Raw genomic sequence first — 14,697 nt, 5'->3', positions numbered from 1 at the left:
TGAAGATTCGCTGAACAAGCGACAGGAGGTCACAAACGCGAAGCCCCGCGCGGGGCTTCGGTCGGCTCATGCGCGGACAGTCAGTAGAACGCCGCCGCGTTGTTGATCAGGATGATCCGGATCGCGTAGATCGCGATCAGCGCCACCAGCGGGGCCAGGTCGAGTCCGCCGGTCGGCGGCAGGATGCGGCGGATCGGCTCGTATAGCGGCTCCAGCAGGCGGTTCAGCCCGTACCAGATCTGCGCGACGAACTGCTGGTGCAGATTGAGCACCTGGAAGTTGATCAGCCAGCTCATCACGATGTGGGCGATCATGATGAACCACACCACGTCGAGGATCAGCAGCATGATCTGGAGGAGTGAAGTCATTTGTCCGGCGGTCCCCTGAATGCGTCGCACGACACCTAAGCGGCGCAAAACGCCGAGGCAAGGTTTTGCCGCAACGTCCCGTTTGACGCCTTGTGCCGGCCCGGTCACATGCGCGGCATGTATCCCGTGTTCCGCCTCGCCGGCCAGGCGCTGAAGTTCCGCAAGTCCGAGCCGCTCGACCTGTTCGACACGCATGTGTCGCATCACGTCTGCTGGCCGCACGACCTCGACGTTTGGGTCGAGCTGAACAACGGCCGCACGCTGACGCTTTACGACCTGGGGCGGCTGGTGCTGTTCCAGCGGATCGGCATGGTGAAGCTGATGCGCGACAACGGCTGGGCCGGGACCGTGGCGGGCGCCTCGATCCGCTATCGCCGCCGGGTGCGGGCGTTCCACAAGATCGAGATGCGCAGCCGGGTGATCGGCTGGGACGACAAGTTCTTCTATCTCGCCCAGTCGATGTGGCGGAACGGCGACTGCACCAGCCAAGTGCTCCTGCGCACCGCCGTGACCTCGAAGGCGGGCATCGTGTCCCCGGCCGAGGTGACGCGGGCGGCGGGCATGTCGCCCGACAGTCCCGACCTGCCGGGCTGGGTGCAGGCGTGGATCGCGGCCGAGGCCGAGCGTCCCTGGCCGCCCGAGGGCTGAGCCGCGACGATTGCGCGGCCGCGCCATTGCCTGTTTGATGCCCGCGCAAGGGGCAGGACGGGCAGGCGGGAATGGCCGACACGGCAGGCAGGAAGCGCATCATCGGCTGGATGATGTTCGACTGGGCGACGCAGCCTTTCTATACCCTCATCCTCACCTTCGTCTTCGGACCCTACTTCGCCTCGGTCGCCACCGGGTTCTTCGTGGCCGAGGGCCTGACCGAGCACGTCGCGGACTCGCGCGCGCAGTCGCTGTGGTCGCTGGGGCAGACCGCGACCGGCATGTTGATTGCCTTCACCGCGCCGGTCCTGGGCGCGCTGGCCGACAGCGCGGGGCGGCGGATGCCGTGGATCGTGGGCTTCTCGGTCGTCTACGTGCTGGGCACGTGGGGGCTGTGGTGGACGCTGCCAGACGGCTCGACCCTCTGGTGGGCGCTTCTGGCCTTCGGGCTGGGGATGATCGGGGCGGAGTACACGACGATCTTCACCAACGCGCTTCTTCCCTCGCTGGGCCGCGACGGGGCGATCGGGCGGATCTCGGGCTCGGGCGCGGCGCTGGGGTACGCGGGGGGCGTCGTGTCGCTGTTCGTGATGCTGCTGATCTTCGCCGAGAACGAGAGCGGGACGACCCTGATCGGACTGACGCCGCCCCTCTGGCTGGACCCGGAGGCGCGGGAGGGAACGCGCGCCGTGGGTCCGTTCGCGGCGATCTGGTACGTCGTCTTCATGATCCCGTTCTTCATGTGGGTGCGGGACGAGCGCTGGCCGGCGAAGCGGGCGAGCATGGCGCGGGCGCTGAGCGATCTGCGGCAGTCGCTGTCCTCGATCGTCCGGCGGCGCAGCTTGGCGGCGTACCTGGCGTCGTCGATGTTCTATCGCGACGCGCTGGCCGCGCTTTACGGCTTCGGGGGCGTCTATGCGACACTCGTGCTGGACTGGACGATCACCATGGTCGGCGTCTTCGGCATCATCGGGGCGATCTGCGCCGGCGTCTTCACCTGGATCGGCGGACGCGCCGACGGTCGCTACGGACCGAAGCCGGTCATCCTGTTCAACGTCTGGGTCCTGACCGCCGTGTGCACCGTGATCGTGTCGATGACGCGCGAGTCGATCTTCGGCGTCCCGCTTTCGCCCGGGTCGAACGTGCCCGACATCGTGTTCTATGTCCTCGGCGCCGCCATCGGCGCGGCGGGCGGGGCGCTGCAGGCGGCGTCGCGCACCATGATGGTGCGCCACGCCACGCCGGACCGCCCGACCGAGGCGTTCGGGCTTTACGCGTTGTCGGGCAAGGCCACCGCGTTCCTCGCCCCCGCGCTGATCGGACTGGTGACGTGGGTGAGCGAAAGCGCGCGCTTCGGGATCGCGCCTGTCATCCTTCTCTTCATTCTTGCCCTGTATCTGCTACGCTGGGTTGATCCGAAGGGAGATCGAGCAGTCCCATGGTCAGAAGCCTCCTCGCCTGCGTGATCGCGGGCGCCGTTCTTGCCGGCTGCGCGCCGGAATCCCGCGTCACCCTCAGCGCCAGCGACGTTGCCGTTACGCGTAGCGGCGTCGCGAAAGAGCTGTTCGGGGCCGAGCGATACGGGTCCGAACACACGCCGGCCGCCTATGGCGGGTACTCGAAGGGGTGCCTGGCGGGCGGCGCGCAACTGCCCGAGACCGGGCCGACCTGGCAGGCGATGCGCCTGTCGCGCAACCGCAACTGGGCACATCCCGAAACGGTGGGCTTCGTCCAGCGTCTGTCGCGAAAGGCGGCGAGACTTCCGAACTACAACGGCATCTATGTCGGGGACATGTCGCAGCCGCGCGGCGGCCCGATGACCAGCGGACACGCCAGCCACCAGAGCGGGCTGGACGCTGATATCTGGCTGATGCCGGCTGCCCTGGGGCTGAGCGCGACCGAGCGCGAGAATATCAGCGCCGTGTCCTATCGCCGTGCGCAGGGCGCGTATGTCAACGGGCGCTGGGGCCGTGAGCAGCACGAACTGGTGAAGGCGGCGGCGCAGGACCCGGCGGTGGCGCGGATCTTCCTGTTCCCCGGCGCCAAGGTGCAGATGTGCAACGACGAAACCGGCGACCGGAGCTGGCTGCGCAAGGTGCGGCCGTGGTGGGGCCACCATTACCACATGCACGTGCGGCTGGCCTGCCCGGACGGGGCCGCGGGGTGCGAGAACCAGGCGCCGCCGCCGCCGGGCGACGGCTGCGCCGATGCGCAGGCCTGGGTGAACAACATTCTCAATCCCCCGCCGCCGGACCCGGACGCGCCGCCGCCCGCCCCGAAACGCGACATCATGATGGCCGACCTTCCCAGCCAATGCAGCGCCGTTCTTTCGCCGCTCTGACGGCGGCCCTTCTGATCGCGGGCTGTGCCTCGGCGCTGCCGGCCGACGTGCGCTTTCTGGGCGATTTCGACTGGGACATGCGGGACGATCGGCATGGCGGCTATTCCGGTCTCGAGCTTGGCGAGGACGGGCGACGCTTCCTCGCCATCTCGGATCGCGGCTGGATCGTGGACGGCCGGCTTGAACGCGAGGACGGGCGGATCGCGACCGTGTTGGCCGACAGGCCGCAGCGGCTGAAGGGGCTTTCCGGCCAAGGGATCAAGAAGGATTTCGAGGATGCCGAGGGGCTGGCGGTGGCGTCGGACGGCCGCATCTTCATCTCGTTCGAGGGCGAGCACCGGGTCTGGAGCTATGCCTCGCCCGGCGCGGTGCCCGAGGCGCTGGCGCGTCACCCGGACTTCGCGGCGATGCAGCAGAACTCGTCGCTCGAGGCGCTGGCGGTGGGCCCGGACGGAGCGCTTTACACGCTGCCCGAGCGTTCGGGCGCGCTGGCGCGGCCTTTCCCCGTCTATCGCTATGCCGACGGTCGCTGGACGCAGCCCTTCGAGATCCCGCGCCGGGGCGAGTTGCTGCCGGTGGGCATGGATTTAGGCCCGGACGGAAGGCTTTACCTGCTGGAACGGCATTTCGCCGGCATCTTCGGCTTCTCGTCGCGCGTGCGGCGCTTCACGCTCGACGGCGGAGACATCGTGGAAGAGGAGACGCTGCTGGAAACCGCTTCGGCGCAGCACGACAATCTTGAAGGCATCTCGGTCTGGCGCGACGGCGGCGGTCGGCTGCGGCTGACCATGATCTCGGACGACAACTTCACCGCGCTGCAAAGCACCGAGATCGTCGAGTACGTGGTGCCCGACTGAAGGCTTGCCAAGCGGCCGCCCCGGCGTTAACAGCCCCGGATCGCCCGGAAGGGCCAAGTCTCCGAGCACCTTGTAAAAACGGAACTAACATCAATGACCCGTCTTCTGCCCGGCGTTATCGCCATGGCGGCCATCGTGGTGGCCTCCAACATCCTCGTGCAGGTTCTCTTCGGCCAGTGGCTGACCTGGGGCGCCTTCACATATCCGCTCGCCTTCCTCGTCACCGACGTGATGAACCGGGTCTACGGCCCCGATACCGCGCGCAAGGTGGTGTTCGCCGGCTTCCTGACCGGCGTCGTCTGCTCGCTGATCGGCACGCAGATCGAGGGGGAGTTCGGCCCGCTCGTCACCTGGCGCGTCGCCGCCGGATCCGGCATCGCCTTCCTGACGGCGCAGCTTGTGGACATCGCCGTGTTCAACCGCCTGCGCGGCGGGCAGTGGTGGCGCGCGCCGCTGGCATCGTCGCTGGTGGGCTCGGCGCTGGACACGGCACTGTTCTTCACCATCGCCTTCAGCGCCTCTCTCGCCTTCATCGAACCGGCAAACGACGTGGGCTGGGCAAACGAGCTTCTGCCGCTTGTGGGCGTGGGCCCACAAGTGCCGCTCTGGGTGTCGCTGGCCGTGGCGGATTGGGGTGTGAAACTCGCCCTCGCCTTGATCGCCCTGGTGCCGTTTCGCCTGATCGTGAAGCAACTTGTTCCAAGGGTTGCGTAAAAATCTTTGACAAACACAAGACCTGTGCCAACCTCCCTCGTATCGGCAACGTAATGAAAGGAGGTGGTCCAGTGTCTAGAGTGATGTTGGAGGATGGTGTCGGAACAGTCGGGAGGGCCGTCGCCTGAGGGCAGTCCCGAGGGCGAGAACGCTCCTGATTGGGTCCAGGCTCTAACTGGCCCATCTCCGAATGACTCGAAGGGCCACCCGTAGCGGTGGCCCTTTTTCGTGCGCGCAGCCAGGCGCGGGATGGCCGCGCGCCCGGGAACAGCCAACGGGGGGATTTTCGTTGTCAGGGCAACCGGGGCGCGACATGCGCCCGACAGCGAAAGGAGGCCCTAGATGCTTCTCAAGACCACATCCGCCGCCGCGCTCCTGGTCGCCGCGGCCGGCGCCGCGCAGGCGCAGGACGACGCGATGGGCGAGATCGTGCCCCTGACCGGCTGGAACCCGGACGAGGTGGCGCAGGACGCCTGGAATATCTCCGCCATGATGGACTCCGAGGTCTACGGAGTCGGGGGCGAGGAGATCGGCGAGGTCGAGGACGTGATCATCGGCCCCGACGGCAGGCTCGTGGCCATCGTCGCCGAGGTCGGCGGCTTCTGGGATATCGGCGACACCCATATCGGCGTGCCCTGGGACGAGGTCGAGTTCGGCAGCCCGTATCAAAGCGTGATGATCCCGGTCACCGAGGAGAACGTCGAGGAGTATGACGTCTACGAGATGTCGGGCCTTCCCGGCAGCGCCCTGGGCGAGCAGGTGACCGCCGGGCTGGACGACGCCGAGCTGACCCGCGCCTGGCGCGCGAGCGAGCTGATCGGCGACTATGCCCGGATGATGGGCGAGAACGACGAGCGGCAGGTCTATGGTTATGTCATGGACATGCTGGTGGATGACGGTGAGGTCGTCGCCACGCTGGTCAACCCTACGCCGTCCTACGGCTACGGCGTCTATGGCTATCCGGCTTATACCGACTACGGCGCGGGCTGGGATCCGGGCAGCCCGTACTACGACATGCCCTACACGATGGATGATATCGAGGGCATCCAGCCGATGACGACGTACGACGCGGAGTGATCCACCATTTCTTCGATCCCCGGCCCGCCGCGGAGCCCCCGCGGCGGGTCGTCTTGCGTCGGCGGGTTTCGCTTGGCGGCGCAGCGGCTAGGATGCCGCGCGACACCATGGATGACGGGACATGCTGAGGATTACGCCGAACATCGCGCTCGAGGACTGGGAGATGGTCGAGCAGTTTACCCATGCCGGGGGGCCGGGCGGACAGAACGTCAACAAGGTTTCGACGGCGGTCGAGCTCCGGTTCGAGGCCGAGCGCTCGCCCAACCTGCCCGGCCCGGTGAAGAACCGCCTGCGCCGACTGGCTGGGCGGCGCTGGACCAAGGACGGCGCGGTGGTGATCCAGGTGAGCGAGACACGCAGCCAGGCCCGAAACCGCGAGATCGCTCGCGACCGGCTGGCAGAGCTGGTTCGCCAGGCGACCGAAAAGCCCAAGCGGCGCATCCGCACCAAGCCCACCCGCGCCTCCCAGCGCCGCAGGATCGAGGCGAAGAAGCAACGCGGGCAGGTGAAGGCGATGCGGGGGGCGGTGGACCCGGAGTGAGTGCGGCCGTGAAGCCTTTGCAAATGAAGTTTGCAAGTTTGCAGGCGAGCTGCCGGCTGCACGCCGGTCGGCTACAACGCGCGCACCGGAAGCCGGGCGGGCGCCTGCCCGTGGGATGGCGCTGCAACGTCCGGGCGGAGCGCTTGATGGCAGCCAAGTCCGGACGAACTGCGAGTGAGGCGCGAGGTTGCCAAAGCGCCAGCCCGCCGGGACGGGAAGGCGCTCGCCCGGCGCCGTCGGCTTGAGTCCCGGCTGGGGCCGCCTGACGCTTTGCAGCCGCTGAAGGTCTGAGGATCGTCGTGATGGAGCGAAAGGAACGGCGCGATGTCCGCCCCTCTCAGCCGCCGATCAGATCTTCTCCAACGCCAGCGCGATGCCCTGGCCGCCGCCGATGCACATGGTGACCAGCGCGAGCCTGCCGCCCGTGCGCTCGAGCTCGTACATCGCTTTCACGGTGATGATCGCGCCGGTCGCGCCGACCGGGTGACCCAGCGCGATGGCGCCGCCGTTGGGGTTCACCTTCGCCGGATCCAGCCCCAGCTTGCGCGACACGGCGAGCGCCTGCGCCGCGAAGGCCTCGTTCGACTCGACCACGTCGAAGTCACCGGCCGACAGGCCCGTTTTCGCCAGAAGCGCCTTGACCGCCGGGACGGGGCCGATGCCCATGACCTCGGGCCGGACGCCGGCATGGGCGTATCCCAGCACGCGGAAGGCGGGCTTCAGGCCCGCGGCCTCGGCCGCCTCGGCCCGCGCCAGGACCAGCGCCGCGGCGCCGTCGTTGATGCCGCTGGCGTTGCCGGCGGTCACGCTGCCGTCCTTCTGGAAAACCGGCCGCAGGCCGGCCAGCGCCTCGGCCGTGGTGGCCTTTGGATGCTCGTCGGTGTCGAAGGCGACGGTGTCGCGCTTCACCCGCACCTCGACCGGCACGATCTGGGCGCGGAAGCGGCCTTCCTCGATGGCGCGGGCGGCGCGGGTCTGGCTTTCCAGCGCGAAGGCGTCCTGATCCCCGCGGCTGACCCCGTGTTCGGCGGCGACGTTCTCGGCCGTGACGCCCATGTGGCCCGTGCCGAAGGGGCAGTTGAGCGCGCCCAGCATCATGTCCTGCGCACCGGCGTCGCCCATCTTCTGGCCCCACCGCGCCTGCGGCAGGATATAGGGCGAGCGGCTCATGCTCTCGGCGCCGCCGGCGAGCCCAAAGTCGGCGTCGCCCAGCATCAGCGACTGCACGACCGACACGATGGCCTGCGCGCCCGAGCCGCAAAGCCGGTTGACGTTCATCGACGGCACCGTCTCGGGGATGCCGGCCTGCATCGCGGCGACGCGCGATAGGTACATGTCGCGCGGTTCGGTGTTGATGACATGGCCGAAGGCGACGTGGCCGATCTGCCCGCCCTCGACGCCCGCGCGGTCCAGCGCGGCCTTCGCCGCCACGGTACCCAACTCGATGGGCGGCGTGCCGGCCAACGCGCCGCCGAAGGTGCCGATGGCGGTCCGCGCGCCGCCGAGGATGACGATGTCGGTCATGATGTGCCTCTTTTTGCTTCGCTTTCGGTTATGACCCCGTGGCGGCAGCCGGACCAGAGTTACGTCATGTCTTGGGCGGGCGGTCCTCGGCCAGCGCCGCCAGCCCTTCGCGGAACGGCTCGGCCAGGTCGCCCAGCCGGGCCATGACCTCGGCCTCGAACTGGCGGGCGACGGGGGCGATGTCCTCGATCATGGCATGTCCCGCCGGGGTCAGTTCAAGCGCGATCAGGCGGCGGTCGGCGGGGTTGGGCGTCTTGGCGACATAGCCCGCCGCCTCCAGCCGGGCGGCGGCGCGGCTGACCTTGGACTTGTCCATGTCGACGCGCTCGTGGATCTCGCGCACGCTGACGGGGCCCGACTGCGACAGGTGAGCCACGACGCGCCATTCGGGGATCGAGATGCCGAAGCGTTCGCGGTAGAGCGCCGAGAACTCGCGGCTGATCCGGGCGGCGGCCACGGCAAGCTGGTAGGGCAGGAACCGGTCGAGATCGAGTGACACGGCCCGCGCCTCACCGCCCGGGCACGAAAAGCGGGACGGTCGAGATTGCCATCTTTGCCGACCCGTCCGCTAGTTCGCGCGCATGGACAAGGTAGATCAGCACGTTCGTGTCGGCGTCGAAGATGCGCTTGATCCGCAGGGTCTTGAGGATGATCGACCGGCTTTCGCGGAAGACCTCTTCGCCTTCCGGGCTGCGGTCGATGTCGCCGATGGTGATCGGACCGGTCTGGCGACAGGCAATCGAGGCGTTCGACGGGTCCTCGAACCAGTTCCCCTTGCTCAGCCGGTCGAACATGCTGCGCTCGAAATAGGCAACGTGGCAGGTCACGCCCTCGACCTTGGGGTCGGCGATCGCCTCGACGATGATGTCGTTGCCGACCCAGTCCACGCCGACGCGCCCGACCTCCTCGGCGTGGCCGGGCACGGAGAAGGCGAGTGTGGCGGCAAGGACTGCGGCGATGCGGCGCATGAAGGTTCTCCGGCTGAAAGGCTGGCGGTCCCGTTTTCACCTAACGTGTTCCGCCGGCGGAGGCGAGTGGCTGCTGCACATGCCAGCGGCAGAGACGGCCCGGTGCGATCCGGCCCGGAAAGACTCGGCTTTGCCAGTCACGTCCTCGCTCGTGGCAAGGTGCGGCGCGTCCGACTTCCTCTCTCTTTTCTCGCGCCGGCGCATGCCGAACCAGCCATTCGCTGCGGCCCTTATACACGCGCCCATGGGGGCGCGAGCGGGTTCAACCGGGAGCCCGGACGCCGGATATGGATCATACCGCCGGGCTTGGTCAGAAGCCCGTTGGCGAGGACCTCCGCGGCAAGGGTCCAGTAGGTCATTCGCACTTCCGGGTCCCAGGGCCGGGCGGAGTCGGGCGCCGCGCGGGCGCCCGTATGGGCCTGGTCGCTCACGGCCTCAGTCCTCGACCTGGATCCGGGTGACCGCACCCGAGCGGGGTTCGACGTAGACTTCGTAGTGCCTGGCATTGGCATCGTGGCATTTTGCCTCGATCTGGGTGTTTTCAGCCTCGAACTGTTCCCCGGTACATCCGGCCGCGGCCAAAGCGGCAGTTGCCTCGGCAGGGTTCGGCCCGACCACGTCGCCGACCGTGGGCAAGGAGAGGGCGACGGCCGGCGCGACGGCGAGCGGCAGGGAGAGGAAGAGCTTGGTCATCTCGTGTCCCCGAAGTCGAAGCCTGCGCGGCCGGAACGGCCGCGGACCAGACTCCTCCGTCACTTCGCCCGCCGAGGATGACGGCGTTCTGATCGAAGTCAGGGGGCACCTGAGCACCCTCGTCAAGAGCAGCGTCTACAAACTGGGGGGGCGGTGGTAGCGGAGGAGGGACTTGAACCCCCGACACGCGGATTATGATTCCGCTGCTCTAACCAACTGAGCTACTCCGCCATGAGCGAGGGCGGAGATATGCGAGGCGGCGCGGGGCGTCAAGAGAGAAAACCAGACCGCAAGAGACTTCGGTGGCGCAAGCGTGCCGCGGCTCACGGGATCGTGTGGCCGGGTGCGGCCGCGTCAACGCAGGGGCGGGCGGGCCGCGGCATTGACTTTCCCGAGAGATACAGTCAGGAAATAAGCAAGACGGGCCCGCACGCCGCGCGGGCCGGGAGAACGACGAACGGGGCGACGCCATGATGGTCTGTCACTGCATGTCGATCACCGACAAGGACATCCACTCCGCCATGGACTGGATGCGATCGTCGGATCCCGACACGATCATCACGCCGGGCAAGGTCTATCGCGCGCTCGGAAAGAAGGCCGATTGCGGCGGGTGTCTGACGCTTTTCATGGACACGATGCGCAAGAGCGACAGCCTCGAAGTGCCGGCGCAACTGCGCAATCTACGCGGGACGCGGAAGCGTAACCGCCTGTAAACCTTCTGCCTTCAAGCTTCACGTTGCATCCGGGCGCGAACGCGTTAGCCTTCGAGCGGACAGATTCACGCGCACGGCGCACCGGACAATGAAGGGAAGCACGGAATGAAAGGCGACACGAAGGTCATCGAGTATCTCAACGCCGCGCTGCGCAGCGAACTGACGGCGGTCAACCAGTACTGGCTCCACTACCGCCTGCAGGAAGACTGGGGATACGGCCGGATCGCGAACAAGTCGCGCGAGGAAAGCATCGAGGAGATGCACCACGCCGACAAGCTGATCGAGCGGATCATCTTCCTCGAAGGCCACCCGAATCTGCAGAAGCTCGACGCGCTGCGCATCGGCGAAACCCTGCGCGAGACGCTGGATGCCGATCTTGCCGCCGAGCATGACGCGCGCAACCTGTATATCGAGGCGCGCGATCACTGCGACAGCGTGGGCGACTACGTCACCAAGAACCTGTTCGAGGAACTGATTGCGGACGAGGAAGGTCACATCGACTATCTCGAGACGCAGATCGACCTGTGGGAGAAGCTGGGCGCCGAGCGTTACGGCCTGCTGCAGGCAAAGCCGGCCGACGAAGCCGAGTAACCCGCCGTCAACCGGGACCACGACGGAAGCCGGCCTTCGCGCCGGCTTTCTCCTGTCCGGCGTTCGGCGGGAAAGCGCTTGAGGCACCGTGGGCGCGGGGCTAGACCGCTGACGTCAGGAGAGTTTGCCCCATGAGCTTCAATACCTTCGGCCACCTGTTCCGCGTCACCACCTGGGGCGAAAGCCACGGGCCCGCGCTTGGCGCGACCGTGGATGGCTGCCCCCCGGGCGTTTCGGTCACGGCCGAGGATATTCAGGTCTGGCTCGACAGGCGCAAGCCGGGGCAGAACAAGTACACCACTCAGCGGCGCGAGGCGGACGAGGTCGAGATCCTGTCGGGCGTGTTCGAGGGCCAGACCACCGGCACGCCGATCCAGCTGATGATCCGCAACACCGACCAGCGATCGAAGGATTACGGCGACATCGCGCGCAAGTTCCGGCCGGGCCACGCTGACATCACGTATTTCCAGAAGTACGGCATCCGCGATTATCGCGGCGGCGGCCGCTCGTCGGCGCGCGAGACGGCGGCGCGCGTGGCCGCGGGCGGCGTGGCGCGGGCGGCGTTGGCGGCGCTGGTGCCGCAGATGAAGATCACCGGCTACATGGTGCAGATGGGCGACCGCGCCATTGACCGCGCGCGGTTCGACATGGCGCAGGTGGACCGCAACCCGTTCTGGGTGCCCGACGCGCAGGCGGCCGAGGACTGGGCCAGCTACCTGGACGAGCTGCGCAAGTCCGGCAACTCGGTCGGGGCGATGATCGAGTGCGTGGCCGAGGGCGTGCCGCCGGGGCTGGGCGCGCCGGTCTACGGCAAGCTCGACACCGACCTCGCTGCCGGGATGATGTCGATCAACGCCGTGAAGGGCGTCGAGATCGGCGAGGGCATGGCCGCCGCCGCGCTGACGGGCGAGGCCAACGCCGACGAGATCGCGATGAGCCAGGGCGGCCCGATCTACTCCTCGAACCACGCCGGCGGCATCCTCGGCGGTATCTCGACCGGGCAGCCGGTGGTGGTGCGTTTCGCGGTGAAGCCGACAAGCTCGATCCTCAAGCCCCGGCGGACCATCGACCTTGACGGCAACGAGACCGAGATCGTCACCAAGGGCCGGCACGACCCCTGCGTCGGCATCCGCGCCGTGCCGGTGGCCGAGGCGATGATGGCCTGCATCCTGCTCGACCACCTTCTGCTGCACCGCGGACAGGTGGGCGAGGGACCGCGCGGACGCATCGGTCCGGCCTGACCCCGTGTACGACATCCTGTCGATCACGTTCCCGATCTTCGCCGCCGTCGCCATCGGGTACGCCACCGTCGCCCGCGGGCTGTTCTCGGGGGACGAGCTTCAGGTCCTCGGGCGCTACGTCGTCAACATTGCGCTGCCGGCACTGCTGTTCGGCGCTGTGGCCGAGCGGGATTTGGGCGAGGTCCTGAACCCCTCCTATCTCACCGTCTATGCCGTCGGCGCCTTCGCGGCGATCGCGGTGACGGTCCTGGCGCTGCGCCTTCAGGGGACGGGGCCGGCGCGGCGGGCGATCGCCGCGATGGGGGTAAGCTGCCCGAACTCGGGCTATGTCGGCTATCCGGTGCTGCTGCTGGCCTTCCCCGACCTTGCCGCGCCGGCGCTGGCGATGAACGTCATCGTCGAGAACTTCCTGATGATCCCGTTCTGCCTCGTCCTGCTCGACCTCTCGCGCGAGCGGGAGGATCGGACGCTGGCGCGCGTCGTCGGCGGCATCCTTCTGGGTGTCGTGCGGCGGCCCTTCGTCATCGGGCTGTTCGTGGGGCTTGCCGTTTCGCTGTCCGGCCTGCCGGTGCCCGCGCCGGTCGGGCGGCTGGCCGACATCCTGGCGGCCTCGGCCTCGGCGCTGGCGCTGTTCGTGATCGGCGGGTCGCTCGTGGGCCTGCCGATGCGTGGAAACTGGGCGCTGGCGGTGCAGATCGCCGCCGGCAAGCTGATGGCTCATCCGGCGCTGACGGCGCTCGCCCTGCTGGCGCTGCCGCTGGTGGGTCTGCCGCTTCTGCCCGAGCCGCTGGCGGCGGTGGCGATCCTGTCGGCGGCGATGCCAATGTTGGGGATTTACGCCATCTTCGCGCAGCCCTACGGGCACGAGGGCGTGGCGTCGATGGCGCTGCTGGTGACCACGGCGGGCGCCTTCGTGACGCTGACCGTGCTGCTGGCGCTTCTGGCCTGACCTAGCGCGGCTTCAGCTCGGCCGTCTTCAGGTGCGCGTCGACCGGCGGCTGCTTCGACAACTGCACCGCAAGGATGCCGGCGGCGATGATGGCGACGCCGACGACGTCGAGCACGCCCAGGGCCTCGCCCAGAAACACCGCCGCGATGGCGACGCCGAGGAACGGGTTGAGGAAGTGGAACGTCGCGGCCCGCACCGCGCCGATGCGATGGACCAGCAGGAACCACGTGAAGGTGGCGGCCAGCCCCGGCACCAGCGTGGTGTAGACGAAGGCGACGATCAGCTCGGCCGACCAGTCCACCCGCCACTCTTCCAGCGCCACCGCCGCCACGGCCAGTACCGCGCTGCCGACAAGCATCTGAAGCCCGACGATCATCAGCACGTTGCCGCCCGAGGATGCGCCGCGCACCGCCAGCGTGGCCACGGTCAGCGCCAGCACGCCCGCCACGCACAGGCCCAGCCCATAGGGATCGACCCCACCCGAGATGCGCGAGCCCATGATAATCGCCACCCCGGCCAGCCCCGCGACCAGGCCGAGCGTGCCCAGAGGCCGGGTGCGTTCGCCGAAGAACAGCCAGCCCGACAGCGCGACAAGCAGCGGCATGGTCGAGGCGATGATTGCGGCCAGCCCGGCCTCGACCGTCTGCATCGCCACGAAGTTCAGGCCCAGGTACAGCGCGTTCTGGCACAGGCCGAAGACCAGCGTGGCGCGCCATTGAAGCCGGCTCAGCCGCCAGCTTTGACCCATGGCGCGGGCGACGGCGATGCCGATAAGGCCGGAGATCAGGAAGCGCAGCGCCAGCGCCGTCAGCGGCGGCGCGTCCGCCACGATGACCCGCGCCGAAGTGAAGGCCGAAGACCACATGACCGCGAAGGCCAGTCCCATTCCGATCGCGCGCAGGTCCATGACACCTCCGGTTGCTGCTGCACCTCCTCCCTAACCGCGCGGGGACGTGGCGTCAGCCCGAAAGCGACATGCGAAACGAAGATGGGCCGCCCCGAAGGACGGCCCGGCCTGAACGGTTCCGTGAGTGTGTGTGCTTCAGCCGTTCACGCTGTCTTTCAGGGCCTTGGCGATGGTCATCTTGACCACCTTGTCGGCGTCCTTCTTGATCTGCTCGCCGGTGGCGGGGTTGCGCACCATACGCTCCGGCCGCTCGCGGCAATAGATCTTGCCGACGCCGGGCAGGGTGACGGCGCCGCCGTTGGACACCTCGCGGGTGATCACGTCGGTGATGGCGTCGAGCGCCTTGCCCGCCGTCTTCTTGTCTTCGCCCATCTCCTCGGCCAGGGCGGCGACGAGCTGCGTCTTCGTCATCGGCTTGGTTGCCATTTCTGTCTCCTCGTATTGGCCCTTCTAAGGGGTGTATTGGAGGCATCTAACGGCATCTATGGGTGTGACACAACGATTTGTGCCGCCGAAACAGGGGAAACGGCCCATTTTGTGGCCCGTTTCCCCCACGTTGTGTTCG

General features: G+C 68.0%; 18 protein-coding genes and 1 tRNA gene. 11 read left to right on the top strand and 8 right to left on the bottom strand.

Features of this window, described 5'->3' with window-relative positions:
- Window positions 1–80 precede the first annotated feature (80 nt).
- Window positions 81–368, bottom strand: a complete 288-nt coding sequence (locus BM162_RS02345) for a YggT family protein (protein ID WP_093417139.1) — start codon at window positions 366–368, stop codon at window positions 81–83.
- Between the two features lie 117 nt (window positions 369–485).
- On the opposite strand from BM162_RS02345, the gene BM162_RS02340 reads away from it, so the two are divergent.
- The 7 genes from BM162_RS02340 (at window position 486) to arfB (ending at window position 6,546) form a co-directional block, all read left to right on the top strand.
- Window positions 486–1,016 (top strand): acyl-CoA thioesterase, encoded by a 531-nt coding sequence (locus BM162_RS02340; protein ID WP_093417786.1) that lies wholly within the window; start codon window positions 486–488, stop codon window positions 1,014–1,016.
- 71 nt (window positions 1,017–1,087) lie between these two features.
- A complete protein-coding gene (locus BM162_RS02335; RefSeq protein ID WP_093417136.1) occupies window positions 1,088–2,482 on the top strand; it encodes an MFS transporter in 1,395 nt (464 codons plus the stop codon).
- Entirely contained in the window at window positions 2,455–3,357 is a 903-nt protein-coding gene (mepA, locus tag BM162_RS02330) for a penicillin-insensitive murein endopeptidase (protein ID WP_093417133.1), read from the top strand. The genes BM162_RS02335 and mepA overlap by 28 nt, the downstream gene beginning before the upstream one ends.
- Window positions 3,330–4,214, top strand: coding sequence for an esterase-like activity of phytase family protein (locus tag BM162_RS02325; protein ID WP_093417130.1), 885 nt, complete (start codon window positions 3,330–3,332; stop codon window positions 4,212–4,214). Before mepA ends, BM162_RS02325 begins: the two co-directional genes overlap by 28 nt.
- 93 nt (window positions 4,215–4,307) lie before the next feature.
- Window positions 4,308–4,928: a queuosine precursor transporter gene (locus BM162_RS02320; RefSeq protein ID WP_093417127.1), complete on the top strand. Its 621-nt coding sequence runs from the start codon at window positions 4,308–4,310 to the stop codon at window positions 4,926–4,928.
- 342 nt (window positions 4,929–5,270) lie between these two features.
- Window positions 5,271–6,005, top strand: coding sequence for a PRC-barrel domain-containing protein (locus BM162_RS02315; protein WP_093417124.1), 735 nt, complete (start codon window positions 5,271–5,273; stop codon window positions 6,003–6,005).
- Window positions 6,006–6,126: 121 nt separating this feature from the next.
- Window positions 6,127–6,546 carry an alternative ribosome rescue aminoacyl-tRNA hydrolase ArfB gene (arfB, locus tag BM162_RS02310; protein ID WP_093417121.1) on the top strand — a complete coding sequence of 140 codons (420 nt, stop codon included), beginning with the start codon at window positions 6,127–6,129 and terminating at the stop codon, window positions 6,544–6,546.
- Between the two features lie 348 nt (window positions 6,547–6,894).
- Here arfB and BM162_RS02305 read toward each other — a convergent pair whose 3' ends face one another.
- The 5 genes from BM162_RS02305 to BM162_RS02280 form a co-directional block, all read right to left on the bottom strand.
- Window positions 6,895–8,070, bottom strand: coding sequence for an acetyl-CoA C-acyltransferase family protein (locus BM162_RS02305; protein WP_093417119.1), 1,176 nt, complete (start codon window positions 8,068–8,070; stop codon window positions 6,895–6,897).
- Between the two features lie 64 nt (window positions 8,071–8,134).
- Entirely contained in the window at window positions 8,135–8,569 is a 435-nt protein-coding gene (locus BM162_RS02300) for a MarR family winged helix-turn-helix transcriptional regulator (protein ID WP_093417117.1), read from the bottom strand.
- 10 nt (window positions 8,570–8,579) lie between these two features.
- Entirely contained in the window at window positions 8,580–9,038 is a 459-nt protein-coding gene (locus tag BM162_RS02295; RefSeq protein WP_093417115.1) for a CreA family protein, read from the bottom strand.
- 435 nt (window positions 9,039–9,473) lie between these two features.
- Window positions 9,474–9,731, bottom strand: coding sequence for a hypothetical protein (locus BM162_RS02285; RefSeq protein ID WP_093417110.1), 258 nt, complete (start codon window positions 9,729–9,731; stop codon window positions 9,474–9,476).
- Window positions 9,732–9,885: 154 nt separating this feature from the next.
- Window positions 9,886–9,962 (bottom strand) — tRNA-Met (locus tag BM162_RS02280).
- A 239-nt stretch (window positions 9,963–10,201) separates the two neighbouring features.
- Between BM162_RS02280 and BM162_RS02275 the strand changes: the two genes are divergently transcribed.
- The 4 genes from BM162_RS02275 to BM162_RS02260 all read left to right on the top strand — a co-directional run bounded on the left by BM162_RS02275 (window position 10,202) and on the right by BM162_RS02260 (window position 13,225).
- Entirely contained in the window at window positions 10,202–10,444 is a 243-nt protein-coding gene (locus BM162_RS02275; protein WP_093417107.1) for a (2Fe-2S)-binding protein, read from the top strand.
- A 105-nt stretch (window positions 10,445–10,549) separates the two neighbouring features.
- Entirely contained in the window at window positions 10,550–11,035 is a 486-nt protein-coding gene (bfr, locus tag BM162_RS02270; RefSeq protein WP_093417104.1) for a bacterioferritin, read from the top strand.
- A 131-nt stretch (window positions 11,036–11,166) separates the two neighbouring features.
- On the top strand, window positions 11,167–12,276 hold the full coding sequence (gene aroC, locus BM162_RS02265) for a chorismate synthase (protein WP_093417101.1): 1,110 nt from the start codon (window positions 11,167–11,169) through the stop codon (window positions 12,274–12,276).
- A 4-nt stretch (window positions 12,277–12,280) separates the two neighbouring features.
- Window positions 12,281–13,225 (top strand): AEC family transporter, encoded by a 945-nt coding sequence (locus BM162_RS02260; RefSeq protein ID WP_093417098.1) that lies wholly within the window; start codon window positions 12,281–12,283, stop codon window positions 13,223–13,225.
- A 1-nt stretch (window position 13,226) separates the two neighbouring features.
- Here BM162_RS02260 and BM162_RS02255 read toward each other — a convergent pair whose 3' ends face one another.
- On the bottom strand, window positions 13,227–14,132 hold the full coding sequence (locus BM162_RS02255) for a DMT family transporter (RefSeq protein WP_093417096.1): 906 nt from the start codon (window positions 14,130–14,132) through the stop codon (window positions 13,227–13,229).
- Window positions 14,133–14,267: 135 nt separating this feature from the next.
- Window positions 14,268–14,558, bottom strand: coding sequence for an HU family DNA-binding protein (locus BM162_RS02250; protein WP_093417094.1), 291 nt, complete (start codon window positions 14,556–14,558; stop codon window positions 14,268–14,270).
- Between the last annotated feature and the right edge of the window lie 139 nt (window positions 14,559–14,697).

Source organism: Tranquillimonas alkanivorans, assembly GCF_900115595.1.
GTDB classification, from domain to species: Bacteria; Pseudomonadota; Alphaproteobacteria; order Rhodobacterales; family Rhodobacteraceae; genus Tranquillimonas; species Tranquillimonas alkanivorans.
This window is presented reverse-complemented; position numbering and strand designations above follow the sequence as displayed.